At 51.0% G+C, this 26,376-nt stretch carries 24 protein-coding genes and 2 tRNA genes; 11 read left to right on the forward strand and 15 right to left on the reverse strand.

Translation table 11 applies throughout. From position 1 onward, the window contains the following. Window positions 1-50 precede the first annotated feature (50 nt). From RGV86_RS01270 to ydhT, 3 genes are read left to right on the forward strand one after another with little or no spacing between them, the layout of a single operon-like run. On the forward strand, window positions 51-719 hold the full coding sequence (locus RGV86_RS01270; protein ID WP_050545344.1) for a 4Fe-4S dicluster domain-containing protein: 669 nt from the start codon (window positions 51-53) through the stop codon (window positions 717-719). Continuing rightward, a complete protein-coding gene (gene phsC, locus RGV86_RS01275) occupies window positions 716-1,501 on the forward strand; it encodes a thiosulfate reductase cytochrome B subunit (RefSeq protein ID WP_137598441.1) in 786 nt (261 codons plus the stop codon). The genes RGV86_RS01270 and phsC overlap by 4 nt, the downstream gene beginning before the upstream one ends. A 3-nt stretch (window positions 1,502-1,504) precedes the next feature. Further along, complete coding sequence (gene ydhT, locus RGV86_RS01280; RefSeq protein WP_085460683.1) at window positions 1,505-2,317, forward strand: protein YdhT; 813 nt, start codon at window positions 1,505-1,507, stop codon at window positions 2,315-2,317. Here ydhT and RGV86_RS01285 read toward each other — a convergent pair whose 3' ends face one another. The 4 genes from RGV86_RS01285 to RGV86_RS01300 all read right to left on the reverse strand — a co-directional run bounded on the left by RGV86_RS01285 (window position 2,318) and on the right by RGV86_RS01300 (window position 4,617). Then, window positions 2,318-3,922, reverse strand: coding sequence for an FAD-NAD(P)-binding protein (locus tag RGV86_RS01285; protein WP_085460684.1), 1,605 nt, complete (start codon window positions 3,920-3,922; stop codon window positions 2,318-2,320). Window positions 3,923-4,047: 125 nt separating this feature from the next. After that, window positions 4,048-4,353: a monooxygenase gene (locus RGV86_RS01290; RefSeq protein ID WP_085460685.1), complete on the reverse strand. Its 306-nt coding sequence runs from the start codon at window positions 4,351-4,353 to the stop codon at window positions 4,048-4,050. A gap of 106 nt (window positions 4,354-4,459) precedes the next feature. After that, window positions 4,460-4,536, reverse strand: a tRNA-Val gene (locus RGV86_RS01295). 4 nt (window positions 4,537-4,540) lie between these two features. Further along, window positions 4,541-4,617 (reverse strand) — tRNA-Val (locus tag RGV86_RS01300). Window positions 4,618-4,924: 307 nt separating this feature from the next. Here RGV86_RS01300 and RGV86_RS01305 point away from each other — a divergent pair. Further along, a complete protein-coding gene (locus RGV86_RS01305; protein WP_085460686.1) occupies window positions 4,925-6,181 on the forward strand; it encodes an AIDA repeat-containing protein in 1,257 nt (418 codons plus the stop codon). Between the two features lie 38 nt (window positions 6,182-6,219). Here RGV86_RS01305 and mdtK read toward each other — a convergent pair whose 3' ends face one another. Then, a complete protein-coding gene (gene mdtK / locus RGV86_RS01310) occupies window positions 6,220-7,593 on the reverse strand; it encodes a multidrug efflux MATE transporter MdtK (RefSeq protein WP_085460687.1) in 1,374 nt (457 codons plus the stop codon). A 215-nt stretch (window positions 7,594-7,808) separates the two neighbouring features. On the opposite strand from mdtK, the gene RGV86_RS01315 reads away from it, so the two are divergent. After that, window positions 7,809-8,435, forward strand: a complete 627-nt coding sequence (locus RGV86_RS01315; RefSeq protein WP_000493959.1) for a riboflavin synthase — start codon at window positions 7,809-7,811, stop codon at window positions 8,433-8,435. Window positions 8,436-8,483: 48 nt separating this feature from the next. Here the strand turns inward: RGV86_RS01315 and cfa are convergent, their stop codons facing one another. Together cfa and punC are read right to left on the reverse strand one after the other, a co-directional pair. Next, entirely contained in the window at window positions 8,484-9,632 is a 1,149-nt protein-coding gene (gene cfa / locus RGV86_RS01320) for a cyclopropane fatty acyl phospholipid synthase (protein WP_000098889.1), read from the reverse strand. A gap of 289 nt (window positions 9,633-9,921) precedes the next feature. Next, window positions 9,922-11,133: a purine nucleoside transporter PunC gene (punC, locus tag RGV86_RS01325; protein ID WP_001182342.1), complete on the reverse strand. Its 1,212-nt coding sequence runs from the start codon at window positions 11,131-11,133 to the stop codon at window positions 9,922-9,924. A 112-nt stretch (window positions 11,134-11,245) separates the two neighbouring features. On the opposite strand from punC, the gene punR reads away from it, so the two are divergent. Beyond that, on the forward strand, window positions 11,246-12,178 hold the full coding sequence (gene punR / locus RGV86_RS01330) for a DNA-binding transcriptional activator PunR (protein WP_085460688.1): 933 nt from the start codon (window positions 11,246-11,248) through the stop codon (window positions 12,176-12,178). On the opposite strand, the gene purR is transcribed toward punR, so the two are convergent. Then, complete coding sequence (gene purR / locus RGV86_RS01335; RefSeq protein ID WP_000190978.1) at window positions 12,175-13,200, reverse strand: HTH-type transcriptional repressor PurR; 1,026 nt, start codon at window positions 13,198-13,200, stop codon at window positions 12,175-12,177. The genes punR and purR overlap by 4 nt on opposite strands. A gap of 297 nt (window positions 13,201-13,497) precedes the next feature. Here purR and cydH point away from each other — a divergent pair, with 297 nt between their 5' ends. After that, entirely contained in the window at window positions 13,498-13,587 is a 90-nt protein-coding gene (gene cydH, locus RGV86_RS01340; protein WP_000102278.1) for a cytochrome bd-I accessory subunit CydH, read from the forward strand. Between the two features lie 165 nt (window positions 13,588-13,752). Beyond that, a complete protein-coding gene (locus RGV86_RS01345; protein ID WP_000701028.1) occupies window positions 13,753-14,922 on the forward strand; it encodes an MFS transporter in 1,170 nt (389 codons plus the stop codon). 145 nt (window positions 14,923-15,067) lie between these two features. Here RGV86_RS01345 and sodB read toward each other — a convergent pair whose 3' ends face one another. Together sodB and mepH are read right to left on the reverse strand one after the other, a co-directional pair. Beyond that, window positions 15,068-15,649, reverse strand: a complete 582-nt coding sequence (gene sodB / locus RGV86_RS01350; RefSeq protein WP_000007278.1) for a superoxide dismutase [Fe] — start codon at window positions 15,647-15,649, stop codon at window positions 15,068-15,070. A 127-nt stretch (window positions 15,650-15,776) separates the two neighbouring features. Beyond that, window positions 15,777-16,604 carry a peptidoglycan DD-endopeptidase MepH gene (gene mepH, locus RGV86_RS01355; protein ID WP_000101173.1) on the reverse strand — a complete coding sequence of 276 codons (828 nt, stop codon included), beginning with the start codon at window positions 16,602-16,604 and terminating at the stop codon, window positions 15,777-15,779. Window positions 16,605-16,938: 334 nt separating this feature from the next. Between mepH and grxD the strand changes: the two genes are divergently transcribed. Beyond that, window positions 16,939-17,286 carry a monothiol glutaredoxin 4 gene (gene grxD, locus RGV86_RS01360; RefSeq protein WP_000108172.1) on the forward strand — a complete coding sequence of 116 codons (348 nt, stop codon included), beginning with the start codon at window positions 16,939-16,941 and terminating at the stop codon, window positions 17,284-17,286. Window positions 17,287-17,336: 50 nt separating this feature from the next. On the opposite strand, the gene RGV86_RS01365 is transcribed toward grxD, so the two are convergent. The 5 genes from RGV86_RS01365 to nemR form a co-directional block, all read right to left on the reverse strand. Further along, entirely contained in the window at window positions 17,337-21,953 is a 4,617-nt protein-coding gene (locus tag RGV86_RS01365; RefSeq protein ID WP_137598440.1) for an ATP-dependent helicase, read from the reverse strand. 92 nt (window positions 21,954-22,045) lie between these two features. Further along, window positions 22,046-22,693 (reverse strand): ribonuclease T, encoded by a 648-nt coding sequence (gene rnt, locus RGV86_RS01370; protein ID WP_001282285.1) that lies wholly within the window; start codon window positions 22,691-22,693, stop codon window positions 22,046-22,048. 102 nt (window positions 22,694-22,795) lie between these two features. Continuing rightward, window positions 22,796-23,203: a lactoylglutathione lyase gene (gene gloA, locus RGV86_RS01375; protein WP_001237802.1), complete on the reverse strand. Its 408-nt coding sequence runs from the start codon at window positions 23,201-23,203 to the stop codon at window positions 22,796-22,798. Between the two features lie 80 nt (window positions 23,204-23,283). Beyond that, window positions 23,284-24,381, reverse strand: a complete 1,098-nt coding sequence (gene nemA / locus RGV86_RS01380) for an N-ethylmaleimide reductase (RefSeq protein ID WP_000093630.1) — start codon at window positions 24,379-24,381, stop codon at window positions 23,284-23,286. 38 nt (window positions 24,382-24,419) lie between these two features. Then, window positions 24,420-25,019: a DNA-binding transcriptional regulator NemR gene (gene nemR, locus RGV86_RS01385; protein ID WP_032225259.1), complete on the reverse strand. Its 600-nt coding sequence runs from the start codon at window positions 25,017-25,019 to the stop codon at window positions 24,420-24,422. A 102-nt stretch (window positions 25,020-25,121) separates the two neighbouring features. Here nemR and RGV86_RS01390 point away from each other — a divergent pair, with 102 nt between their 5' ends. After that, a complete protein-coding gene (locus RGV86_RS01390; protein ID WP_032225257.1) occupies window positions 25,122-25,361 on the forward strand; it encodes a DUF1289 domain-containing protein in 240 nt (79 codons plus the stop codon). A gap of 48 nt (window positions 25,362-25,409) precedes the next feature. After that, window positions 25,410-26,306, forward strand: a complete 897-nt coding sequence (locus RGV86_RS01395; protein WP_000250650.1) for an aldo/keto reductase — start codon at window positions 25,410-25,412, stop codon at window positions 26,304-26,306. Window positions 26,307-26,376: the final 70 nt, after the last annotated feature.

A 26,376-nucleotide genomic window follows, 5' to 3' on the forward strand; every position in this document is an offset into this window, starting at 1 on the left:
TGTCATGGACAGGGTGGACAGTTGCAGCCACTGCATTAGGGGATAATCAGATGTCCTTCACTCGACGCAAATTTGTTCTGGGGATGGGAACAGTAATCTTTTTTACTGGTTCTGCGTCTTCGCTGTTAGCGAACACCAGGCAAGAAAAGGAAGTTCGGTATGCCATGATTCACGATGAGTCACGGTGCAATGGTTGTAATATTTGCGCCCGTGCATGTCGCAAGACCAATTACGTTCCTGCTCAGGGAAGCCGTTTATCGATAGCACACATTCCTGTCACCGATAACGACAACGAAACGCTGTATCACTTTTTTCGCCAGTCATGCCAGCACTGCGAAGATGCTCCTTGCATTGACGTTTGCCCAACAGGGGCGTCGTGGCGTGATGAGCAGGGGATCGTGCGGGTAGAAAAATCGCAGTGCATCGGCTGCAGTTATTGCATTGGCGCTTGTCCGTACCAGGTTCGTTACCTTAACCCTGTGACTAAAGTAGCGGATAAATGTGATTTCTGCGCCGAGTCCCGGCTGGCAAAAGGGTTTCCGCCCATTTGCGTCAGCGCCTGCCCGGAACACGCATTGATCTTTGGCCGCGAAGATAGCCCAGAAATTCAGGCGTGGTTACAGGAAAATAAATACTATCAATATCAGCTACCTGGTGCCGGGAAACCGCATTTGTATCGCCGGTTCGGTCAACATTTGATTAAGAAGGAAAATGTATGAACCCGTCGCAAAATGCTGAACAGTTTCAGAGCCAGTTGGCGAACTATGTACCACAGTTCACCCCTGAATTTTGGCCGGTGTGGCTGGTCATTGCCGGGCTATTGCTGGTTGGGATGTGGTTAGTCCTGGGCCTGCACGCTTTGCTTCGTGCTCGTGGTGTGAAGAAATCAGCCACCGATCATGGCGAGAAGGTTTATCTTTACAGCAAGGCGGTCAGATTATGGCACTGGTCGAACGCATTACTCTTCGTATTGTTGCTGGGAAGTGGGCTAATTAATCACTTTGCGCTGGTGGGCGCAGCTGCGGTCAAAAGTCTGGCTGCTGTGCATGAAGTTTGTGGATTCTTGTTATTGGTATGCTGGCTTGGCTTTGTTCTGATTAATGCCGTTGGGGGTAATGGTCGCCACTATCGCATTCGTCGTCAAGGATGGCTGGGGCGAGCGGTGAAACAAACGCGATTTTATCTGTCTGGCATTATGCAGGGGGAAGCACACCCTTTTCCGGCGACAATGCAGTCTAAATTTAACCCCTTACAGCAGATAGCCTATATCGGGGTGATGTATGGATTACTGCCGTTGTTACTGGTGACGGGGCTGCTGTGTCTCTATCCGCAAGTCGTGGGCGATGTGTTTCCTGGCGTAAGATACTGGTTATTACAAGCGCATTTTGCTCTGGCATTTATTAGCCTCTTTTTCATCTTCGGTCATCTCTATCTTTGCACTACGGGGCGTACTCCGCACGAAACCTTTAAATGTATGATCGATGGCTATCACCGACATTAACGTATGATCATTACGCGAGAGAACCTGCGAGAGTGGCGTGTAGGAGCGGTCATATACCGCTGGTTTTTGCGCCATTTTCCGCAGGACGGCAGCTATGCCGATGTTCACCATGCGCTGATCGACGAAGGGTATACGGATTGGGCAGATAGTCTGGTTGAGTATGCGTGGAACAAATGGCTGACAGACGAAAACTTTGCCCGCCAGGAAGTTTCTTCTATGCAAAAACTGGTCACAGAACCAGAGGAACCGACATTTTGCCGCCAGTTCTCCAGTGCCGAGGATAACGCACGCGTCGGGTGTTGCGACGATAACGCCAGAATAGTTACAGCAGGTTATGCGGCGCAAATTGCCAGCACGGGCTACAGCGTACGGATGGCTAGTGTGGGTTTTAACAGCCATATTGGCAGCTCAGGCGAGCGTGCCCGCGTGGCAGTGGCGGGTAACTCGACTCGAATCAGCAGTGCCGGAGATGGTAGTCGTATTGCAAATGCCGGGATGAGAGTACGCGTCTGTACTCCAGGTGAAAGGTGTCATGTCGCCAGTAATGGCGGTCTGGTACAAATTGCCAGCTTTGGCGCAAACGCGAAAATTGCTAACAGCGGTGATAATGTTCACATCATTGCCAGCGGTGCTAACTCAACAGTAGTCAGTACGGGCGTGGTTGACTCGATTGTCCTCGGGCTTGGTGGCAGCGCCGCACTGGCATATCATGATGGCGAAAGAGTGCGCTTCGCCGTCGCCATTGAAGGTGAAAACAATATCCGTGCCGGAGTCCGCTATCGTCTCAATGCACAGCATCAGTTTGTTGAGTGCTGATTAATCAACCGAAAGACGCCGACGTGCACGGGATGCAGGTTTTACAATGGCCTGCGCCATAGCCTCGCCAATTTCTGCACAAGCCGTAAGTCCCTGGACGAAAGGCCGGTTGTGCATCAGCCAGGGTAAAGCACCGAACGCCACGCGACCACGAACTTCTTCAGGTTGCTGTAGCGTATAATCTTCACCAACATCAGGGATTTCCTCGCCTGTTTTCTGCAATTGTTCGCGTAGCCCAGGGAAAGGAATATCTTTCACTTTGAGTGGACGTTGGCCTCGGGCATCAATAAAAACATCAAACGAGTAGCTGTTATCCGCTGTTTTCAGAATTGTGCGCGTTTCGTTGTTTTCCATCTCGTAGTCCTCACCGAGGGCGAGAATATGAATGATCCCCGCTTCGCGTAAGGCCAGTAATCGTCTTATAGATTCTGAAGGGATTGCCGCATAATTATCGATAAAGACTCTGGCAAGACCTTTACTGAATCGCTTATGGTCGTGTTCATTCAGATGCGGCACAATTTCCTGTACAGCTTCATGCAAACGCAGAATGACATAACGCCAGGGGACGGTATGTTTTTGCCGTTTATGTTGCTCGACTTCGGCTAAGTTTTCTTCCGCCCAGCCAAAAGAGTCATGCTGTTTACGCTCGGCAAACCAGGTTTGCGCAAAGGTATCGACATTGAGGCGCTCTAACGCTATGCGTTGGCTCCAGTCTGGATCGGCAGAATTAATTTCTTGCTGTATCAATTTGAATATCCGATCCAACAGGCCTTCTGCACCTTTTTCTATTTCTGTATTTAAGGCCTGTTCTGTGACGATGCGTAACGGTTCGTAGGGGATGGGGCAATAGAAATCGGCTTCCGGTAAAATGCCCGTGCGCGACATCAACGTAATGTGCAGATTTTCACTGTTGCTATCACGTTGAAAGATAACTCGTTGTTTATCTTCTTCAATAAACGAACCATGCTGAATAGCCACTGCCATTGCCGCATCCAGTCCGCTCAAGGATGTTCCCATAATGCCCACGTTACAGGCATCGATCTTTGCTTCCATCAGACCCGACCACGGGCTGGGAAAATACGTTCGGGTTGCTTCTTCTTCATCAGGCCAGACGTGACCGGTGGCTATTACCGCTAAATCAAACGTCTCTGTGTGTAAATCCTGATTTGTAGCAAGTATCACGCCAGCATTTGTAATTTGCAGATCGGTAACCTGGCATGATTCATAAATAGCCACTTCAAATTTTTGCTGTCGCGCCTGATCTACTAATCGTAAAAATCGATCGCGGAAATATTCTCCCAGCAAAATACGCGGTAAAAACTGACGATCGTGCAAGGTTTCTTTTTTAACGCCGTAACGTTGTAGATGGCTGGCATCTTGCTTTTGTAGCCATTCGAGATACGTACAATAAATCGGCGGTATTTCAATGCTGGCAATATTTGCCAGCATTAATTTAGAGTTTTCTTCGTCGTTGTACGGCATTCCGACACCGGCCTCGTCAGCTTGTTCGAAGATGGAAATAGAAAGCGGCGTTGGTTGCTGTAAAAGCGAGAAGAGAGTGTAGATCCCTGTTGGTCCGGCACCCACAATGGCAATTTTTTTCATTGTTACTTACCTGAATGTATTCTTTTGAATTTAGTGTTATCAGATAAGTTTGGTTGATATTTTTAGAATTTGGGAAATTTCAGACAGAGATGAAAAGGGCGCTAACCGCCCTTCATGGAGACTTGTCAGGCGAGTTTTGCTTGATTGATTTGACTCAGTGGCTCATTGACATCGAAAACTTTGGCGATAACTTCTGCAACGCCGAGGTTCTTCAGACGGGCAGTATGTTTATCCAGATAGGCAAGGGCGCTTTTTTCATCAGTGAAAAGGTAGATCCCACCGGCTTCGCGGTTCTTTTCACTTTCCGTCCATACCTTCCACAGAAAACCAGGTTCCTGATTAATCGACTCGGCAAGCGGTTTAAGCTGCTCAGCCATTGCGTCGCCAAATGGGCCATTAAAAGCAAAATGAAGTTGTAACAAAGTTGCCATAGCGATTCTCCTTCTGATAACGCATACGAAGACAGTGTAAATCTTTTAACGTATTGGATACAGAGAAGAAACAGAGGGAAAAGGGAGAAGACCAGATTAAGAAATCTGGTGCGTCCGAGTGGACTCGAACCACCGACCCCCACCATGTCAAGGTGGTGCTCTAACCAACTGAGCTACGGACGCAGGATGGTGCGTTCAATTGGACTCGAACCAACGACCCCCACCATGTCAAGGTGGTGCTCTAACCAACTGAGCTATGAACGCAACGTTGTAGGTGACAACGGGGACGAATATTAGCGGCAGAGTGGGAAGGTGGCAAGAGGCAAAACGTAATTTTCTGCGGTATTTCGACCGTTTGCAGAGCTTTTAAGCAAATTGGCTATATTTTGTTGATTTGCAAGGGCGATTTTTATTCAGGATCGCATTTACATCTGACACAACCCACTATCTCGCGCATCAGGATATAAACCGAGTCGTTTGCCAGCAAATCAATTCTATCGTGGATAAATCCTCCGTAGCCTTTACACTTAGGTAGCGATAAGGGCACACAGATGCAGCAAAGGAATAAATCATGGGATCTGATGCAAAAAACTTGATGAGCGACGGGAAAGTGCAAATTGTTAAGACCGGCGAGGTCATTAGCGCGACTCAACTTACTGACGGTGAGTTGCTCGTTGAGACAGGCGGAAGAGCAGAAAACACCGTAGTGACAGATGCGGGTTGGCTGAAAGTGGAAACTGGTGGGATCGCCAAAGGCACACAATATGGCAACAATGGCACGCTATCGGTCAGTGACGGTGCAATTGCCACAGACATTGTTCAATCTGACGGTGGAGCAATTAGCCTCTCAACGCTCGCTACTGTTAATGGTCGCCATCCCGAAGGTGAATTTAGCGTTGATAAGGGCTATGCCTGCGGTTTGTTGCTGGAGAATGGCGGAAATTTGCGCGTACTGGAAGGTCATCGGGCAGAAAAAATTATTCTCGATCAGGCTGGTGGTTTATTGGTCAACGGGACGGCTTCATCAGCAATAGTGGATGATGGCGGTGAATTGTTGGTGTATCCGGGTGGGGAAGCCGGCAATTGTGAGATTAATCAGGGCGGTGTCTTTATGCTGGCGGGGAAAGCCAGTGATACGTTGCTTGCTGGTGGCACCATGAATAATCTCGGTGGTGAAGACGATAATACCATTGTTGAAAATGGAGCCATTTACCGTCTGGGGACGGATGGCCTTCAGCTTTATAGTTCCGGTAAGACGCAAAACCTGGCCGTTAATGCTGGTGGTCGGGCTGAAGTGCATGCTGGTACGCTGGAAAACGCGGTCATACAAGGTGGGACGGTGATCCTGATGTCACCCACCAGCGCGGACGAAAATTTTGTTGTAGAAGAAGATCGAGCACCGGTTGAACTGACCGGGAGTGTTGCCGTTCTGGACGGTGCTTCAATGATTATTGGCTATGGTGCAGATCTGCAACAATCAACGGTTACGGTACAGCAGGGTGGCGTGTTGATTCTCGATGGCAGTACGGTAAAAGGTGACAACGTCACTTTAAATGTTGGCAACGTCAATCTCGATGGCGGAAAAGTGTGGCTGATCACGGCAGCAGCCACACATGTGCAACTGAAAGTGAAACGCCTGCACGGAGAGGGAACGATTTGCCTGCAAACCAGCGCGAAAGAAATTTCACCTGACTTCATCAATGTGAAAGGGGAAGTTAGTGGCAATATCCTCGTTGAGATAACGGATGCCAGTCGGCAACCAATTTGCAGTGCGCTTAAACTGCAACCTGACGAAGACAGGATTGGCGCAACGCTCCAGCCCGAATAAAAACGAAGGCGCAATCTGTGAAGGTTGCGCCTTGTTTTTTAGCGAGCTGCGCGTTGCAGAATGATGGCTGATGGCAGACGTTGCAGGAAACGCATACGCAGCATCATCATAATAGCGGCAGAAGTCAGGCCAATAATAAAGCCGATCCAGAAACCTGCTGGCCCCATTGGCTCAACCACCAGATCGGTCAGCGCCAGAATGTAGCCGCTCGGCAAGCCTAATACCCAATACGCCGTAAAGGTAATATAAAAAATCGACCGCGTATCTTTATAACCACGCAAAATCCCACTGCCGATAACCTGTATGGAATCAGAAATCTGATACACCGCCGCCAGCAACATCAAATGTGCCGCCAGCGTTACGACCTCAGGATTATCGTTATACAGCAGGGCAATCTGCTCTCGTAGTGAAACCGTGAAAATTGCGGTCAGAGTTGCCATACAAACGCCAACCATAAGCCCTGTCCGCGCGGCTGTTTGTGCATCCAGCGTTGAACCCTGACCCAGACGATAACCAACACGGATGGTTACCGCTGCGGCCAGCGACATTGGAAGCACGAACATCAGTGAACTAAAGTTCAGTGCAATCTGGTGGCCTGCCACATCGATAATACCGAGCGGAGATACCAACAGCGCCACTACAGCAAACAGTGTCACTTCAAAGAACAACGCCAGCGCGATAGGTAGACCAAGCTGCACCAGTCGTTTCAATGCGGCGGAATCGGGTTTCGCGGTGCCTTTTTCGTTGCGGATATCGCGCATGGAACGGGCATGTTTAATATAAGAAACCATGGCGAGGAACATCACCCAATACACAGCCGCCGTCGCTACACCACAACCGACGCCACCGAGTTCAGGCATTCCGAAATGACCATAAATAAAGATATAGTTGACCGGAATGTTCACCAGCAGGCCAATAAAACCCATCACCATCCCAGGTTTGGTTTTTGCCAGCCCTTCACACTGGTTACGCGCGACCTGAAAGAACAGATAGCCCGGAGCACCCCACAGCAGTGCACGCAGGTAACCTACCGCTTTATCGGCGAGCGCCGGATCGATATTTTGCATGGAGCGGATGATATAACCCGCATTCCACAGAACCACCATAATGAGCACCGAGACAAAGCCGGCTAGCCAGAAACCTTGTCGTACCTGATGCGCTATGCGTTCACGGCGACCAGAACCATTCAATTGCGCGATCACTGGCGTCAACGCAAGCAGCAGTCCGTGACCGAAAAGAATAGCCGGGAGCCAGATAGATGTACCAATGGCGACCGCCGCCATGTCGGTGGCGCTATAGCCGCCCGCCATGACAGTATCGACAAAACCCATCGCTGTTTGGGCGATTTGCGCGAGAATCACCGGGATTGCTAATGCTAATAACAGACGCGCTTCACTGATATACTTCTGCACGTGAACACCTTTTATATTGTTGTTATATGAGAGACTAAAAAGCCGCCTGAATGGGCAGCAAAAAGAAGAAGCAGGGGAAATTCAGTCTATTGTAGCGAGGATTTATTAATTCTCCAGTGAAAAAATAACCATTCAGCCCCCTTTACTGGTAAGGGTGTTTCCCACCTGCTATTGTGCTGAACAGAATGCCTTAACTGATTTCAGGAGTTGTAAGTATGTTTACGGGGATAGTGCAGGGCACTGCAAAACTGGTGTCGATTGACGAGAAACCAAATTTTCGTACTCATGTGGTTGAGTTACCTGACTATATGCTGGATGGTCTGGAGACCGGTGCGTCTGTGGCACACAACGGTTGTTGCCTGACCGTGACGGAAATCAACGGTAACCATATCAGTTTTGATCTGATGAAAGAGACGTTACGCATTACTAATCTTGGCGATTTACAGGTTGGGGATTGGGTAAACGTAGAGCGTGCGGCTAAATTCAGTGATGAAATTGGCGGGCATTTAATGTCGGGTCATATTATGACCACCGCTGAAGTAGCGAAAATATTAACCTCTGAAAATAATCGCCAGATCTGGTTTAAAGTGCAGGATAGTCAGTTGATGAAATATATCCTGTACAAAGGATTTATCGGAATCGACGGTATTAGCCTGACCGTCGGCGAAGTAACGTCAACACGTTTCTGCGTGCATTTAATTCCAGAAACGCTGGAACGTACCACCCTCGGTAAGAAAAAACTCGGTGCACGCGTCAATATTGAAATCGATCCACAAACTCAGGCAGTGGTAGATACGGTAGAACGTGTGCTGGCGATGCGGGAAAAGGCGTTGAATCAATAACGGACTGAAATATGATATCGCCCCCAAACGGGGGCGATAGAATAACATTTAGCGTGCAACCCGAAGACCGTTTTCGACTCCTCGAGAGAACACCACTTGCCAGAGTTGAATATCACGGGCGCGGAAAGCACCAGCGCAAGCATTCAGATAATAGGTAAACATCCGTTTAAAGCGTTCACTGTAATTATCCGCAATTTCCGGCCAGGCGGCGAGGAATCGTTCATACCAGGCCATTAGCGTGGTATCGTAATCGGCGCCAAAGTTATGCCAGTCTTCCATCACAAAGTGTGGTTCGCTGGATTGAGCGATCTGGCGCACAGAGGGCAGGCAACCGTTCGGGAAAATATATTTATTAATCCACGGATCAACATTCAGATCGGTTTTTTTCGAGCCGATAGTATGTAACAGGAAAATACCTTCCGGTTTCAGATTGCGATCTACCACCTCAAAATAGGTGTTGTAATTTTTCGGCCCGACGTGTTCGAACATTCCCACTGAAACAATGCGGTCAAATTGATCGTTCAGGTCACGGTAATCTTGCAGCAATATGGTGACATCCAGACCTTCGCAGCGATCCTGAGCCATTTTCTGCTGTTCAGCAGAAATGGTGACACCCACCACACTTACGTCATAGTTAGACGCCATGTAGTGCGCCAGTCCGCCCCACCCGCAGCCAATATCCAGTACGCGCATCCCTGGTTTCAACTGCAATTTTTCACAGATCATTTTAAGCTTCGCTTGTTGGGCAGATTCCAGATTATCGGCATCTTTCCAGTAAGCGCAGGAATACTGCATGAAGGGATCAAGCATACGGCTGAACAGGTCATTACCCAGATCGTAATGCTCTTTGCCGACTATCCAGGCACGTTTTTTACTCTGCAAATTGAAGAGACGAGCGCCTGCGATGCGCAGAGTGTCTTTGAAATGATGGGGGAGTTGGTTTTCGAGACCTGCGCGTAAGACTTTGCTAAAAAACATATCCAGTCGGTCACATTCCCACCAGCCATCCATATAACTTTCGCCTAACCCCAACGATCCTTCCTGCAGAACGCGTTTAAAAAAATCGGGGTTTTTAACACGAATATCCGCCGGGGCAGAACCGTTGATGGCTATACCGGCGCGGCTAAGTAATTCGTTGGCGATTCTGTACCAGTTGTCATCCGGTACGCTGACTTCTTCTATACACGATGAACTCATAGTTTCTCCATCACTGGTCGGTGATCAGAACCTTAAAACAGCGTAGACGCTTTTTGGGCTTTGTGAGAAATCTCGCAGAAAATCCGCGAGTCTATAATCCGACGTAGAACAGAGGGAAAGGAGGAACCCTTGCCGAAATGACCATCCATAGCAATCCGGGAACGCTCCTGTCCCCGTAAAAACATAATATTTATCGTAATCTTAACAACTGGAAATTAGTATAGGCCGCTAATTTCAATCATACAACAAAATTTTGTTAGCAGCCTAAGTATAAAGATGTCGATATAGATCAATGTGATTCGCTATGAGCGACTTCGGCATTACCATGATTCTGGCAACCAGGTTCTTCACAACGTTGCATCATGTAACCCAGAGAAGCCAGTACCACGGTCGATAACATCACGCAGGTGGTGGTGAGCAGTGGTGTGCTAACGCTGATGAGCCAGGAAACCACAAGGCTTGCGAGGAAGCACAGTCCCAGTTGCAGTGTGTTCTGCAATGCTGCAGCGCGGCCGGTCGCATGTGGGAAGGGGCGCAGCGCCTGGGCGACAACAATCGGGTAGATTGCGCCGTTAGCAATAGCCATCACACAGAATGGGATCAGGATTTCGACCAGCGAAACATGGCTAATGAAGCCAGCAGCCCAGGTCGCCACGACACTGACAGCAAACAGCGCCAGCAGCCACGGTAATAATTGTTTGCCTTGCCATTTTTGCAATGCTGCGCGACAGCCATAACCACCAATCAGAAACGCGATGGTTTGTGGTACATAACTTAAACCAATGACTGCCGGGCTGTAGCCCATCTCGCTAAGGATGAACGGTGAACCGGTCAGCCAGGCAAAGAAACTGGCTGAACAGGCCGCATAAATCAGCACGTTGCCGCGATAGGTTTTTGAACGCAGCAGATCGGTAAAGGTCAGTCCATCCTGACTATCGTTACGTGCTTTAGTCGTGGGTTTAAGCCAGAAAATGGGCAGAATAAGTACTACGGTAATGGCAAACAAGGTGGCGAAAATCGCCTGCCAGGAAAAATGAACCAGCAGCCAGCTACCTAAAAGAGGAGCAAGGGCAGGAGAGAGTCCCACCAATGGCATGATCGTGGCGAAAATACGATTCACTTTTTGTGAAGGATAGTAATCCGTCACCAACGCCTGCCAGATAACTGCGGCGGCACAGACACCAACCGCTTGCACAAACCGTAATACCAGCAGAGTGATGGCGTTATCCACCCATAACATCCCCAGACTACCTAATGCAAAAATTGTCAGGCCGATTAATAACACCGGTTTACGACCATAACGGTCGGAGAGCGGCCCCCACAGAAGTTGGGCTGCGGCAAAACCGGCAAGGAACAGACTAAGGCTGGCACTGACAGCAGACGCAGGCGTTTGCAAATCGGCCTGAATGGCGGCGAAAGCGGGCAGATACATATCGGTTGCCAGAAAACCGAGTACGCTCAAACCCGCCAGCCAGACTAAAAATCTTTTCCCAGGTTGCATGTATATTCTCTAAATTTCTCAGTTAAACACCGTCGCAAAGTGTAGGGAGTGAAATTCCTGTTGTGAAACGGTAATATTTGATGACTGGTTTCAAAAATTTTGCAGGCAAACTATGTGGTCTGAGTATTCTCTCGAAGTGGTTGATGCGGTAGCGCGTAATGGCAGTTTTAGTGCTGCGGCTCAGGAGTTACATCGCGTTCCTTCAGCGGTCAGCTATACCGTGCGTCAGCTGGAAGAGTGGCTGGCGGTGCCGCTTTTTGAACGGCGTCATCGTGATGTGGAACTGACCGCTGCCGGGGCGTGGTTTCTCAAAGAAGGGCGCTCTGTTGTCAAAAAAATGCAGATCACTCGCCAGCAATGTCAGCAGATTGCGAACGGCTGGCGCGGTCAGTTAGCCATTGCGGTGGATAATATCGTCAGGCCAGAACGTACACGGCAGATGATCGTTGATTTCTATCGCCATTTTGATGACGTTGAACTTCTGGTATTTCAGGAAGTATTTAACGGTGTCTGGGATGCGCTTTCCGACGGGCGCGTGGAACTGGCGATTGGCGCGACACGAGCGATTCCGGTGGGCGGTCGTTACGCCTTCCGTGATATGGGGATGTTGAGCTGGAGTTGTGTTGTTGCCCGTCATCATCCGCTTGCGTCAATGAATGGGCCATTCAGCGATGATACGTTGCGCAACTGGCCATCGCTGGTGCGCGAAGACACCTCGCGGACGCTACCAAAACGTATTACCTGGCTGCTGGATAACCAAAAGCGCCTTGTTGTACCGGACTGGGAATCATCGGCAACGTGTATTTCGGCTGGGTTATGCATCGGTATGGTGCCGACACATTTCGCCAAACCGTGGCTTAATGAGGGGAAGTGGGTAGCACTAGAACTGGAAAATCCATTCCCTGATTCAGCATGTTGTCTGACCTGGCAGCAGAATGATATGTCGCCTGCTTTAACCTGGTTGCTTGAGTATCTCGGCGATAGTGAGACGCTGAATAAGGAGTGGCTGCGGGAGCCGGAAGAGACTCCCGCAACGGGTGATTAACGACGATAGTCGCGGAACGGGCCATCAGCCACGGAGCGACGTTCAATCAACCGTGGATGAACTTCAATTGACTGCGGTTCTTCGCGTTTGTTGACGATACGATCCAACAGCATATTGAACGCCGTTTCACCCAGCGAATCTTTTGGCTGATGGATAGTGGTCAGTGCCGGGGTAAAGTAGCGAGCGTTGCGCACGTTATCATAACCGATCAGCGAAACATCCTGCGGGACGCGCAGCCCCATTTCATCAGCGGCACAGAGTGCGCCCATTGCCATAATATCGCCGCCACAGAAGACAGCGGTAGGTCTGTGTGGTTGCGACAGGATTTGCTGCATGGCGCGATAACCTGATTCAGGCTCAAAGTCACCTTGCACAATCCAGTTTTCCGGCACTTTGATCATGGCTTCTTCCATCGCTTTCATAAAGCCCGCCAAACGACCTGCACCGGTGTTACGCTCCAGAGGACCAGGAATAACGCCAATTTCGCGGTGACCGCGTTCAATCAGATAGCGCCCGGCCATGTAACCGCCTTCAAAAGCGTTATCGATAACCGCATCGGTAAAGTCTGCTTTTGCTTCACCCCAGTCCATCACCACCATCGGGATATGGCGATACTCTTCCAGCATCGCCAGCAACGGTTCCGGATACTCCGAACACATCACCAGCAGGCCATCGACGCGTTTTTGCGCCATCATCGACAGATAAGCCCGCTGTTTCTCAAGATTGTTCCACGCATTGCCCAGAATCAGCGTGTAGCCTTTCTGGAAGCAATTTTTTTCTACCGCTTCAATGATTTCGGCGAAATAGGCCGCTTCGCTGCTGGTCGCCAGCAAACCGATAGACTTGGTGTGGTTAACCTTCAGGCTACGCGCCACCGCGCTAGGGGAGTAGTGTAATTCTTTGATCGCTGCCCACACAGCATTGCGCGTTTCTTCAGCGACGAAACGTGTTTTGTTGATTACGTGTGACACAGTTGTAGTGGAAACGTTTGCTCGTTTCGCTACATCTTTTATTGTTGCCATTCCATTTCACTCCAGACCCTAACTTCAGCTCCTGCAAAATCGCAAGGTAAACGTTTGCCTTTACACACCTTACGCACAACAAAAGTGTTGCGGTACGCCGGGAAAATGACACAGAGCGTCAGGAAGGGGTCAATGGCCAGTACGCAAATAATGTAAGCGTGGAATTTTGGCCGATCTTGATGAAAAGGGGAAGTAGTAAAAACACTTATCATTATAAATGACGGGAGATTTTTTCATCACAGTATGTAAAAATGCGTAATATCACTTTTTGTGGGGTAATAAAAAGGAGAAAACTTGATGAGCACCGACCTTAAATTTTCACTGGTAACAACCATTATCGTTCTTGGTTTGATCGTGGCCGTGGGTTTGACTGCCGCGCTACACTGATTTCCCCTCGAGGGAGCGCGTTCTCCCTCACATCTCCTTCCTCTTTGTTAGCAAAATGGCAAAAGTGTTTTCTCTTTTTGTTATTTTCATTCTTTTGTGATTGATGTCATGCTTTCGCCACTTTGATGAACATCGCGTGATGACGCGAAGAGGTGGAGATTAGGCATGAAAATTAACTATCCGTTGCTGGCGCTGGCAATTGGCGCATTTGGTATCGGGACAACGGAATTCTCGCCAATGGGCTTGTTGCCCGTTATTGCGCGTGGTGTGGATGTCTCGATTCCCGCTGCCGGAATGTTAATCAGCGCCTATGCGGTTGGCGTGATGGTTGGCGCGCCATTGATGACGCTTCTGCTTTCTCATCGTGCCCGCCGTAGTGCGCTGATTTTCCTGATGGCGATTTTCACGCTCGGTAACGTACTTTCTGCCATCGCACCGGACTATATGACGCTGATGCTTTCACGCATTTTAACCAGCCTGAATCACGGGGCGTTTTTTGGTCTGGGGTCTGTCGTGGCAGCAAGCGTGGTGCCAAAACATAAACAGGCCAGCGCAGTTGCAACTATGTTTATGGGCTTAACACTGGCGAATATCGGTGGCGTTCCGGCGGCAACCTGGCTTGGGGAAACTATTGGCTGGCGTATGTCATTTCTGGCAACGGCGGGGCTGGGTGTGATTTCAATGGTGAGCCTGTTCTTCTCTTTACCTAAAGGTGGCGCAGGGGCGCGGCCTGACGTGAAAAAAGAGCTGGCGGTACTGTTGCGTCCACAGGTGCTGTCTGCATTGCTGACGACGGTGCTGGGCGCTGGCGCAATGTTCACCCTCTACACCTATATTTCTCCGGTACTGCAAAGTATCACTCACGCAACGCCGGTGTTCGTCACTGCAATGCTGGTGCTGATTGGTGTCGGATTCTCTATCGGTAACTTTCTCGGCGGCAAACTTGCAGATCGTTCAGTTAACGGCACGTTGAAAGGCTTTTTGCTGCTGCTGATGGTGATTATGCTCGCGATCCCGTTCCTGGCGCGAAATGAGTTTGGCGCGGCTATTAGCATGGTGGTGTGGGGCGCTGCAACCTTTGCGGTTGTACCACCGTTGCAGATGCGTGTAATGCGCGTTGCCAGCGAAGCGCCGGGTTTGTCTTCATCAGTAAATATTGGTGCCTTTAACCTTGGAAATGCGCTGGGTGCCGCAGCCGGTGGTGCAGTGATTTCCGGTGGTCTGGGATACAGTTTTGTGCCGGTGATGGGGGCGATTGTCGCGGGGCTGGCATTGTTGCTGGTATTTATGTCAGCCAGAAAACAACCTGAAGCAGTTTGCGTTGCCAACAGCTAATAAACAAAAACGCAGAAGGATAACCTTCTGCGTTACAGTTTGCAGGCAAAGTGCGATTTATCTTGCCGGATGTGGTGTTAATGCCTCATCCGCGTAGGCCTGATAAGCGTAGCGCATCAGGCAATGCTGCATTTGCCATCAGTGATTATGCGGCGAGATTTTTTGCTACGAATTCCCAGTTTACCAGCGCCCAGAAGTGCTCCAGATAACCCGGACGTGCATTGCGATAGTCGATGTAATAAGCGTGTTCCCAGACATCAACGGTCAGCAGTGGAGTCGCATCGGTGGTCAGCGGAGTACCTGCGTTAGAAGTGGAAACGATAGCCAGTTTGCCATCGCTGTTTTTCACCAGCCAGGTCCAGCCAGAACCAAAGTTTTTGATCGCAGCATCAGTAAACTGAGCTTTGAAATCGGCAAAGCTGCCAAAAGAAGCGGCGATAGCTTCAGCCAGTTCACCCGTCGGTTCGCCACCCGCGTTTGGCGCCAGGCAGTTCCAGTAGAAAGTGTGGTTCCAGACCTGAGCGGCGTTATTGAATACACCACCTTCAGAGCTGCGAATAATCTCTTCCAGTGATTTACCTTCAAACGCAGTACCTTTGATCAGGTTGTTCAGGTTAGTGACATAAGTCTGATGATGTTTGCCGTAGTGATACTCGATAGTTTCCGCAGAAATGTGCGGTGCCAGAGCATCTTTAGCATATGGTAGTGCAGGTAATTCAAATGACATTGCTACTCTCCTTTATTATTAATTGGCATACGTACAATAGCCTTATTGTGCGTATGGATAGGGTAGCAAATTAAAAGGTGATACAAAAGATGAACTTACCCTGTTGCCGTAACAACAGGGTAAAGTTTTAGCGAAGTGTTTTTGGGGTCATCACCCGACGAGCGCCAACATAGTGGCGTTGCCAGTAATCTTCACTTAACGAAGTGATTTTAATTTCCTGACCACTGCGTGGTGACTGAATAAATTTGCCGTTGCCGACATACACGCCAACGTGATCGGCGGTTCCGCGCCCCTGAGTGCGGAAGAAGACAAGGTCGCCGTTTTTCAGTTCGCTGCGATCGATCGGCGCGGCGTCACGCAGGTGATACATTTCGTTAGCCGTGCGTGGAATACGGATCTTCACCAGATCTTTATACGCGTAATAAACCAGTCCGCTGCAATCAAAACCGGTACGCGGTGAGCTGCCGCCCCAGCGATATGGTTTGCCAATTTGCTGCATCAGCTTATTCATAGCCACTTTTGTGGCTTTCTGTACTTTTGCTTTATGCGCGTCGGCGATGGTTCCCTGTGTGGCATTCTTGACTTTCACACAACGTGACTTATAGCCTTTACGTTTGGTGCATTTTTCCGTAAAGCTGACTGACGCCGTTTTATTGACGGCTTGTTTGCTGCGAGTTTTGGCGTTTTTAGAAGCTGTAATGGAGGATTTTTTAACGGAAGAAGCAGTTTTATTTTTAGTAGTACTTTTACTGGCGGCTTTTTTCGCTGTTTTCTGGCTGGCTTTATTGGTCTTTTTGGTGGTTGCCGTGCTTTTCTTTTTATCTGCTTTTTTGGTGATGTGAGTGGTAGCAGAACTCTCCCTGGCTTGCTTTGAAGCATGTGCCATAGGCGTTAAAGGCAGGGTGGTAAAAAGTAAAGCACAGAGCGTGATCGAAATACGGTTTATCCGCGCCACTGAGCGTCCCTCTGTTAAGGCAGGTCTATCATGCCTGCGTCTGATTTACAAAACTTGATGATTCTAATGCATAGAAGAAGAGAAAGTTAATAGCTTTTATTGTTAAAAAATACGTTTCGTCGGCGAGCGCAAAAAAATGCAGCAGGCAAAGCTAAAAATGGTTATAAAAACACCACGTTGCTGCGTGCCAGAGAAGAAAAGAATATTTGAAATGCAACATATAGAGCAAAGGGATAAAATAGCAAAAGCGTGATGAAAATGTTATTTTCCGTTGCCGCACTGACCCGCTACAATGTCAGATTACTGCCGTAAAGAAGTTTGAGGAAGCAAGACAATGAGCACCACTATCGAAAAAATCCAACGCCAGATTGCTGAAAACCCGATCCTGCTGTACATGAAAGGTTCACCGAAACTGCCGAGCTGCGGTTTCTCTGCCCAGGCAGTCCAGGCGCTTGCCGCATGTGGCGAACGTTTTGCCTATGTTGATATCCTGCAAAATCCGGACATTCGTGCGGAACTGCCGAAATACGCTAACTGGCCGACTTTCCCGCAACTGTGGGTTGACGGCGAACTGGTAGGCGGCTGTGATATCGTGATCGAAATGTATCAGCGCGGCGAACTGCAACAGCTGATCAAAGAAACTGCCGCTAAATACAAGTCTGAAGAGCCGGACGCGGAGTAATCCGTCCTGCAATACTGACGGATGCAAACAAGCATCCGTCAGTGCTTTATCTATCCCCAATCCAGCCCTTGTGGCGAACTTGAAAATCCCGCTTCACGCAGCAGCGTAAACATCGGCGTTTGCCGGACGGGTTGATCATTCACTTCTGTCAGCGTAAAGCGCAGCCGTGGTTCGCGACGCAGTGCGGTAGTCAGCGCCTGGAAAACCTCTGGGGCGAGTAATTCCTCTTTTTCCTGCCAGACCAGCATTTTTTTGCCACCTTGCGCCAGATAGAGTAACAATTTGCCGCCAGAAACGACCACCAGCGCACCCGCCCGACGCGTTGGAACCAGCGTTGCCGGATGTGCAGGCCAGGGCAGGAGAGTTCCCCACACATTAGCCGGATCGTTGGCAGAGAGCGCCACTGGCGTATAGTGTCGCGTCTGCGTGGCTTGTGTCGCCAGATCGCGCAATCGGTCAATAGTCAGGCGATCAGCAAATTGCGCGCCGCCAAGACCTTCAACAAAACGACCACGCATAATTCGCCCGGAGTCTTCCATGCTTCGACAAAGCGTTTGCATTGACGGAAATCCGCCAGGGATATTCTCGGCTATCACCGCCTGACGACTGACGATGCCGTAGCGGTCGAGCATATTTTCCGCCAGCGCCAGCATCCTTTCAGTATCGTTAAGTGGCTCCACCTGTAATAACGACCAGCGTCCAGCCAGCTTCGGCGTGTTGTAAGATACCAGTGGCGAGATGGACGACGTATAGGCAGGACGTCCACGCCGGGTCCGGTGACTGCGGCGAGTTGAGGGACGCGCGCTGGTACTGCTGCGGGTGAGGGCGCGTAACGGTGCCCAAATATCGCAGGAAATGACGCCTTGCCAGACCAGCTCCCACAACGCTTCTTGCAGGGGCGAAGCATCTACAGGTTGACCGATTTTCTCGCCTACCCGTTGAGCGATTTGTTGCGCAAACCAGGCGCCGCCGTCAGCCAGAACCGCGATAATCGCTTGCTGAATCGCTGAACGTTTTGCGTGATCATTTTCTACTGGTGTTAACGATTCTGCGGCATATTCCTGCAAATGCAGAGCCACCAGACCGTCATCATCGCCCAGTTTTTTTTGCCCCGACCAGATAACTGCGCCGGTTGCCAACAGTTCATCGAGCATTTCTGGCGAATAGTCGCGCACGCGGGCTGGCAGGATCTGGCTTTCCCAGAGCGAGGCGGGTAAACCAACACCGGCAAGTTGTTCGATCACCCGCATGACACCATCCACCCCCTCATAAACGCCTGTAGACGTTGCGGCAAAAAGCGCCGGGCTGCCATCGGTAGCGGGCAACACGCCCTGACGTTCCAGCAGCAATCGCGCATAGACTGTAGACGGAACTGGACGCGTCGCTTCTCTGGCAGCCTGCAGCGAGCGTAAGCGCAGACGACGGAAAACTTCGTCGCTCACCCAGACGTCTTGTTGCAGATTCATCACCAGCCCCCGTTCGCGCAGTTGCTGAAGTTGCTCTTCGACAATGGCAATACCGAGGCCAAAATCACGGGCAAGTTGTTCAGCCGTGACCAGAGCATGAGTCCGGAGATAGCGCAGAAAGAGATCGCGAAGCGGGTAATTTACGCGGTGCAGGTAGATTTCGGGTAGTGAGTGCGACAATGGTACACCGAGGGCGTCTCGTAGCCTGGCTGCGTCATCCATGCAGGCAAGGTGCTTCTGACCTGCAATCATCGCCGGGAAGATTCGTTTTGCCGCGAGAAGGTTTTCCACATACGTCTCAATCTCTTCACTGCTGCCTGTATGCCGTTGTACCAGATCCTCAACGGTCATTGGCCCCAGTTCGCGTAGCAGGTCAAACAAACCTTCTTCACCTTTCGCTTCTCTGCCAGCCGCTAGCCGCTGTAACTCTTCTTCCACCTGGCGTATGACCTGCGGGTCGAGTAATTCACCCGGATCGACCTGACCGAGTAGATTGCGCAGTAACTCGCTGTCCAGCGACAGTACGGATGCCCGGCGCTCTGCCAGCGGGGCGTCGCTCTGGTACATAAATTCCGCGACATAGCCGAACAATAAACTTGTGGCGAAAGGCGAGGGCGTAGTAGTCGTTACATCGGATATTTGTATTTCACCACCGTTCAGGCGACGCATCAAACGTTCCAGCGCGGGAAGATCATAAACATCTTGCAGGCATTCACGTAGGGTTTCGAGAATGATCGGAAAATCAGGATAACCCTGGGCGATTTCCAGCAACTGGCTGGCTCGTAGTCGTTGTTGCCACAGTGGCGTGCGATGCCCCGGCGTGCGGCCGGGCATCAGCAATGCCCGCGCGGCACATTCACGGAAACGAGCGGCGAAAAGAGCCGAGCTGCCTACCGCTTCGCGGACAATTTGCAGCAATTTTTCTGGTTCAAACAAGAAAATGGCGGCGTCAGGCAATTTACCATCGGTGTCAGGAATGCGCGCAACAATGCCGTCATCACTGGCAACTATTGAGGCGTCAGCGCCCCATAGTGCATGTATTCGTCCTGCAATCGCCAGCGCCCAGGGTTCATGCACGCGTCTCCCATAGGGAGAGTGCAAAATAATACGCCAGTCGCCAATTTCATCACGGCACCGTTCGAGAACCAGATGACGGCTGCCAGGAACAATGCCCGTTGCTTTGCGCTGCTCGTCAATCAGTCCCTTAATATTGGCGAGCGTATTTTCTTCCGCCAGCCACGGGGGAATACTCCCGGAAAAGAACGCGCCATCCGCCAGCAAATGGAGAAAATCGCCGATCATCTCGCCTAATTCAGACGGACGTCCGTTTCCTTCGCCGCGCCAGAAGGGAAGTCTGGCGGAGCGTCCGGGCGCAGGCGTCACAATCACCTGATCGCGGGTAATTTGCTGGATCCGCCAGGAGGTAGCACCGAGGGTGATAATGTCATTCACCCGCGATTCATACACCATCTCTTCATCCAGTTCTCCTACCCGACGAGATCCGGCCTGTTCTTCACCTTCCGGTAATAACACGCTGTACATGCCACGATCCGGAATGGTGCCACCGCTGGTCACCGCCAGCAGTTGGGCGCCTGGACGCGCAGTTAATATTCCACTTTCCCGATCCCAGATAAGTTTTGGGCGAAAAGCGGAAAAATCACCAGAAGGATAGCGCCCGGAAAGCATATCCAGCGTGGTGTCAAAAACGCGCCTCGGTAGATCTTTCCACGGTGCGGCACGGCGCACGCGGGCGTACCATTCGTCCACCTGTAATGCGTCCATCGCCGCAGCGGCAACAGTTTGCTGCGCCAGAACGTCGAGTGGATTATGCGGTGGTGTAAGGTTTTCCAGCTTGCCTGCGAACATACACTCCACAATGACGGCGGAATCGATTAAATCACGCCGGGTTCGGGGGAAGAAAAGCCCGTTGGAGATGCCACCGACCTGGTGTCCGGCGCGCCCAATGCGTTGTAACCCACTGGCAACAGAAAGCGGCGTTGCCACCTGAATCACCAGATCCACCGCGCCCATATCAATCCCCAGTTCGAGACTGGAAGTGGCGACCACGCAGCGTAATTCACCCGATTTCAGCGCCTGTTCGGTGATTGCTCGTTGTTCTTTAGAGACGGAACCGTGATGCGAACGGGCAATATAAACGTCGCTACTTTGCACGCGGTTAGAGGTTGCGCCGGAGGTAGACTCAAAATTTGCCGCATCAACGGCGATAGTCGGGGAACGCTGTAATCGTGCAGCGTAAAGCTCATTTAGTCGTGCCGTCAGTTTTTCCGCCAGTCCGCGAGAATTGGTGAAAACAATGGTCGAGCGATGGCGCAACACTTCATCAAGAATGCCGGTTTCAATATATGGCCAAATTGATCCTTCTCTGCCTGCATGGCTGTCTTCGCCGGTGCCGATGGTGACCGATGAGACATCATCCATATTGGCGACAGGAACGACAATCCGGATTTGCGGATGGCGCATTGCGGGCGGGTTGACTACCGTGACCGGGCGATCGCCACCCAGAAATTCCGCCACATCGCTGGCTGAGCGCACAGTGGCAGAAAGGCCAATTCGCTGTGCTGAGGTGTGGAGCAGCGCATCGAGTCGCTCCAGACTTAACGCCAGATGCGCACCACGTTTACTGCCCGCTACCGCGTGGACTTCATCAATAATTACCGTTTCGACGCCGCGTAGCGTTTCGCGTGCGCGGGAGGTCAGCATCAGATAGAGTGATTCGGGCGTGGTTATCAGAATATCCGGCGGATTACGGGTCAGTTTGCTGCGTTCTTGTGCGGGAGTATCGCCAGTGCGGATACCCACACGAATGTTGACTTCCATTTCGCCACGCCGCCGCCGCTCATCCGCAATGCCCTGTAACGGGATCTGTAAGTTGCGTTGAACGTCGGTGCCTAAGGCTTTAATTGGTGAAATATAGAGGATGCGCGAGGTTTTACGCTTATGCGCTTCGCTTGCATGTTCTCCGCCTTCGCGGAAGAGTTGATCGAGGGCGTAGAGAAAAGCTGCCAGCGTTTTTCCGGAACCTGTCGGTGCAATCACCAGTGCATGTTCACCGTGTGCCGCCACATGCCAGGTTTGTGACTGAACAGCGGTCGGCTGTTTAAAGGCGCGAAGAAACCAGTCGCGGGTCGCCGGTGAAAAAACGTCCGGCAGCGACGATGAAGGATTTGGGTTATCTGCCATTAACGCTATTCCCCGTGAATATCATGCATGATGCGTGGAATAGCCTCACTATAGATGCCTGATTCATTGCATGTCATCAGGCATCGACTCGATTACACCTCTTCGGCGGCAGGCAGCGGCCAACCTCCCAGCCGTTTCCAGCGGTTGACGATTTCACAAAACAGCACAGCGGTGCGTTCGGTATCGTACAGCGCGGAGTGTGCCTGAGTGCTGTCAAACTCCATGCCAGCGGTCTGGCAGGCTTTTGATAATACGGTTTGTCCGAGCGCCAGCCCGGCCAGTGCAGCAGTGTCAAAAGTGGCGAAAGGGTGGAACGGGTTACGTTTCAGTGAGGCGCGTTCTGCGGCGGCCATCATAAAGCTGTGGTCGAAATTGGCATTGTGCGCCACCATAATGGCACGGTTACAGCCGCTCGCTTTAATGCCTTTACGTACAACTTTGAAAATCTCATGCAGTGCCTCGTATTCACTGACCGCGCCACGATCGGGATCGTTCGGGTCAATGCCGTTGAAGGCGAGGGCTTCTGGTTGCAAATTAGCGCCGACAAACGGCTCGACGTGGAAATGTAATGTGGTGTCCGGCATCAGCCAGCCTTGTTCATCCATTTTCAGGGTGATGGCGGCAATCTCAAGCAGCGCATCGGTTTTGGCGTTAAATCCGGCTGTTTCAACATCGATCACAACAGGATAAAAACCACGAAAACGGTCGCACAGACCGGTAAGTTGAGCGTTATCGGACATCTGATTCTCTTAATACGGATAAATTGCAGCGCGCATTATGACAAATATTACTTGCCGATGCAGTAAAGATGCGGGCGTGATGAGTGCACGCCCGGCAGGAGATTAGTTGCCCAGACCGCGACCGGCGTCTTTCTCTTCGATCAATTCAATTTTATAACCGTCCGGATCTTCCACAAATGCGATAACCGTAGTACCGCCTTTTACCGGACCGGCTTCACGGGTCACGTTACCGCCGTTCTGACGGATTTTTTCGCACGCTTCAGCGGCGTTATCAACGCTAAGGGCGATGTGACCATAAGCGGTGCCGAGTTCGTATTTATCCACGCCCCAGTTATAGGTCAGCTCAATCACCGCTTCTTCGGTTTCCGGGCCGTAGCCAACAAACGCCAGTGAGTATTTATATTCCGGGTTTTCGCTGGTACGCAGCAGTTTCATGCCCAGCACGTTGGTATAAAAATCGATGGAGCGTTGCAGATCGCCAACGCGCAGCATGGTGTGAAGAAGACGCATCTTTATATCCTCAAAATGGCTAACAGATTCAAAATGTTGTTTTAGTATAGCGGCGGCTTTGCGCCGCTCGCAATGTTAGATCACAGCGTAGGGTAATCGGTATAACCTTCTGCGCCGCCGCCGTAGAAACTTTCGGCACGCTGTGGGTTAAGTTCGGCTTTGCGCTGCAGGCGAGCGACCAGATCCGGATTCGCAATCCAGTCGCGACCAAATGCCACCGCATCAATTAACCCTTTGCCGATCAGCGTTTCCGCTTTTTCTACCGTATATGCACCAGCCCCGATAATCGGGCCGTGGAAACGGGCGCGTACTTTTTCGCGGAAAGCCTCGGTATATGGTTTGCCGCCTGCCCAGTCAGGTTCGGACATATGCAGATAAGCAATGCCGCGTTTGCCCAGTTGTTCAATCAGATACAGTGCATCGGCTTCTTCATTCGGGCCGTTATCCGTATTCTGGAAAGTACCGATTGGCGAAACGCGAATGCCAATGCGATCGGCACCCCATTCTTCAATCCCGGCATCAACAACTTCCAGTACCAGACGTGCGCGATTTTCCACGCTACCGCCGTACTGATCGGTACGATGGTTTGAAGAAGGCGACAGGAACTGATGCAGTAAATAACCGTGAGCGGAGTGAAGCTCTACCAGATCAAAACCGGCTTCACGCGCGTTAGCAATGGCCTGACGGAAATCATTGACGATCCCCGGAATCTCTTTCAGCTCCAGTGCACGCGGCATAGATGTCTCGACGCGGATCGCCTGACCATTTTCATCGCGCAGAGAAGTACGCGTTCCCGCACTAAGTGCCGAAGGTGCTACCGGAGCCTGGCCGCCAGGTTGCAGGCTGGCGTGAGAAATGCGCCCCGTATGCCAAAGCTGTACGGCGATATGACCATTTTCAGCATGAACACCAGCGGTGATTTTTTTCCATGCCGCGATTTGCTCCGGGCTATGAATACCAGGTGCGCCCGCATACCCTTTTGCCTGAGCGGAAACTTGAGTGGCTTCGCTAATAATCAAGCCGGCACTGGCACGTTGGCGATAGTATTCCGCCATCAACGGAGTAGGGATGTCACCCGGCTCAATGCTGCGCAGACGTGTCAGAGGGGCCATAAAAATACGGTTTGCCGCCGTGATCGCGCCCACTTGCAGTGGGGAATACAGTTTTTCAGATGACATAAAGGCTCCCGGTCGTCTGGTGATGAAAAAAATGCCTGCTAAACGGCAGGCGTCGCAATAATGGTTTTTACATGTGTTAGCGCGTTTTCCAGCGGCCCGGAACTGCGCGAAATTTTGGCCTGCAGATTGGCGCCCAGCCACAGCGCGTAAAGTACTTGCGCTTGTTGTAGCGGTTCACCACAAAAGGTTAAACAGTGGCTGGCACGGCCATTTTCCAGTGCCTGAGAGAGCAGGGCGATCACGCCACGAGCGCCTTTATCCATCGCGCTGCGCATATCTTCTGACAGATCGCACACTTCGGCAGAGAGCTTTACTGTCAGGCATCCGCTGATAGTTCCATGCTGGCTAAACTGGTTAAGTGTCTGCTGGTAATAAGCCAGTATGCGGTCGCGGTAGTTACCTTCGCCGGATTGCAGCAACTCCGCTAGTCGCAGGTGATACGCCGCGTAATGACGCTCAAGCATGGCAACGCCAAACGCTTCTTTAGAGCGAAAGTAGTGATAGAACGACCCTTTCGGCACTTCAGCGATTTTCAGTAACTCGCTTAATCCCATCCCGGTGAATCCACGTTGCAGGCAAAGCTGCTCACCCGTAGCCAGGAGGTGTTCGCGAGTATCATGTTCGGTGTGTTTGTTCATGTGTTCGAGTGTAGTAGACCGGTCGGTCTAGTGCAAGTAAAGTTGCTACTTTGGGCATTAACAGCTTCAATAGTGGTAATAATCTTATCTTAGGAGGGCGAAGTGGCGGAGCAATTAGAGTTCTTTCCCGTCCAGAGCCCGTGCCGGGGAATTTGCCAGTCCGATGAACGCGGATTTTGCCGTGGCTGTTATCGTAGCCGGGATGAGCGTTTTAACTGGAATAAAATGAGCGATGGCGAAAAACAAGAAGTGTTGCGCCTTTGTCGGCAACGACTTATGCGTAAATTACGCGCGAATAAGCCAGCGCCATCAGACGAACCTGAGCAACCATCACTCTTTTGAGCCTAATCTTGCGTATACTCCTCTCATATCTGATAAGAGGAAGCGATTATGGTTCAGCGTATTACTATTGCGCCGCAAGGCCCGGAGTTTTCCCGTTTTGTGATGGGCTACTGGCGATTGATGGACTGGAATATGTCCGCCCGCCAGTTAGTCAGTTTTATTGAAGAGCATCTGGATCTCGGCGTGACTACTGTGGATCACGCTGATATTTATGGTGGCTATCAGTGCGAAGCGGCGTTTGGCGAGGCGTTGAAACTGGCGCCTCACCTGCGTGAACGGATGGAAATCGTCAGTAAATGCGGTATCGCGACGACCGCGCGTGAAGAAAACGTCATTGGTCATTACATCACTGACCGCGACCACATCATTAAGAGCGCCGAACAGTCGCTGATTAATCTTGCGACCGATCATCTGGATCTGCTGCTGATCCATCGCCCCGACCCGCTAATGGATGCCGATGAAGTGGCAGATGCGTTTAAACATCTGCATCAGAGCGGAAAAGTACGCCATTTTGGCGTCTCCAACTTCACGCCTGCGCAATTTGCGCTGTTGCAATCGCGCTTGCCGTTTACCCTTGCCACTAATCAGGTGGAAATATCCCCGGTGCATCAGCCGTTACTGCTGGATGGCACGCTCGACCAACTGCAACAACTGCGTATTCGCCCGATGGCCTGGTCTTGTCTTGGCGGTGGTCGTCTGTTTAATGATGATTATTTCAGGCCGCTACGTGATGAACTTGCTGTGGTGGCGGAAGAATTAAACGCGGGCTCTATCGAGCAGGTGGTTTATGCCTGGATATTGCGTCTGCCATCGCAGCCGCTGCCGATTATCGGCTCCGGTAAAATTGAGCGCGTGCGGGCTGCTGTCGAAGCGGAAACATTGAAAATGACCCGCCAACAATGGTTCCGTATCCGTAAAGCGGCACTGGGTTACGACGTACCGTAAACACTTTTAGGAATAGCCGCCGTTCAAATATGTGTCACTGGTTTACACTTAACGGGTATGCACATTGAAC

The sequence above is a fragment of the Escherichia ruysiae genome, from assembly GCF_031323975.1.
GTDB classification, from domain to species: domain Bacteria; phylum Pseudomonadota; class Gammaproteobacteria; order Enterobacterales; family Enterobacteriaceae; genus Escherichia; species Escherichia ruysiae.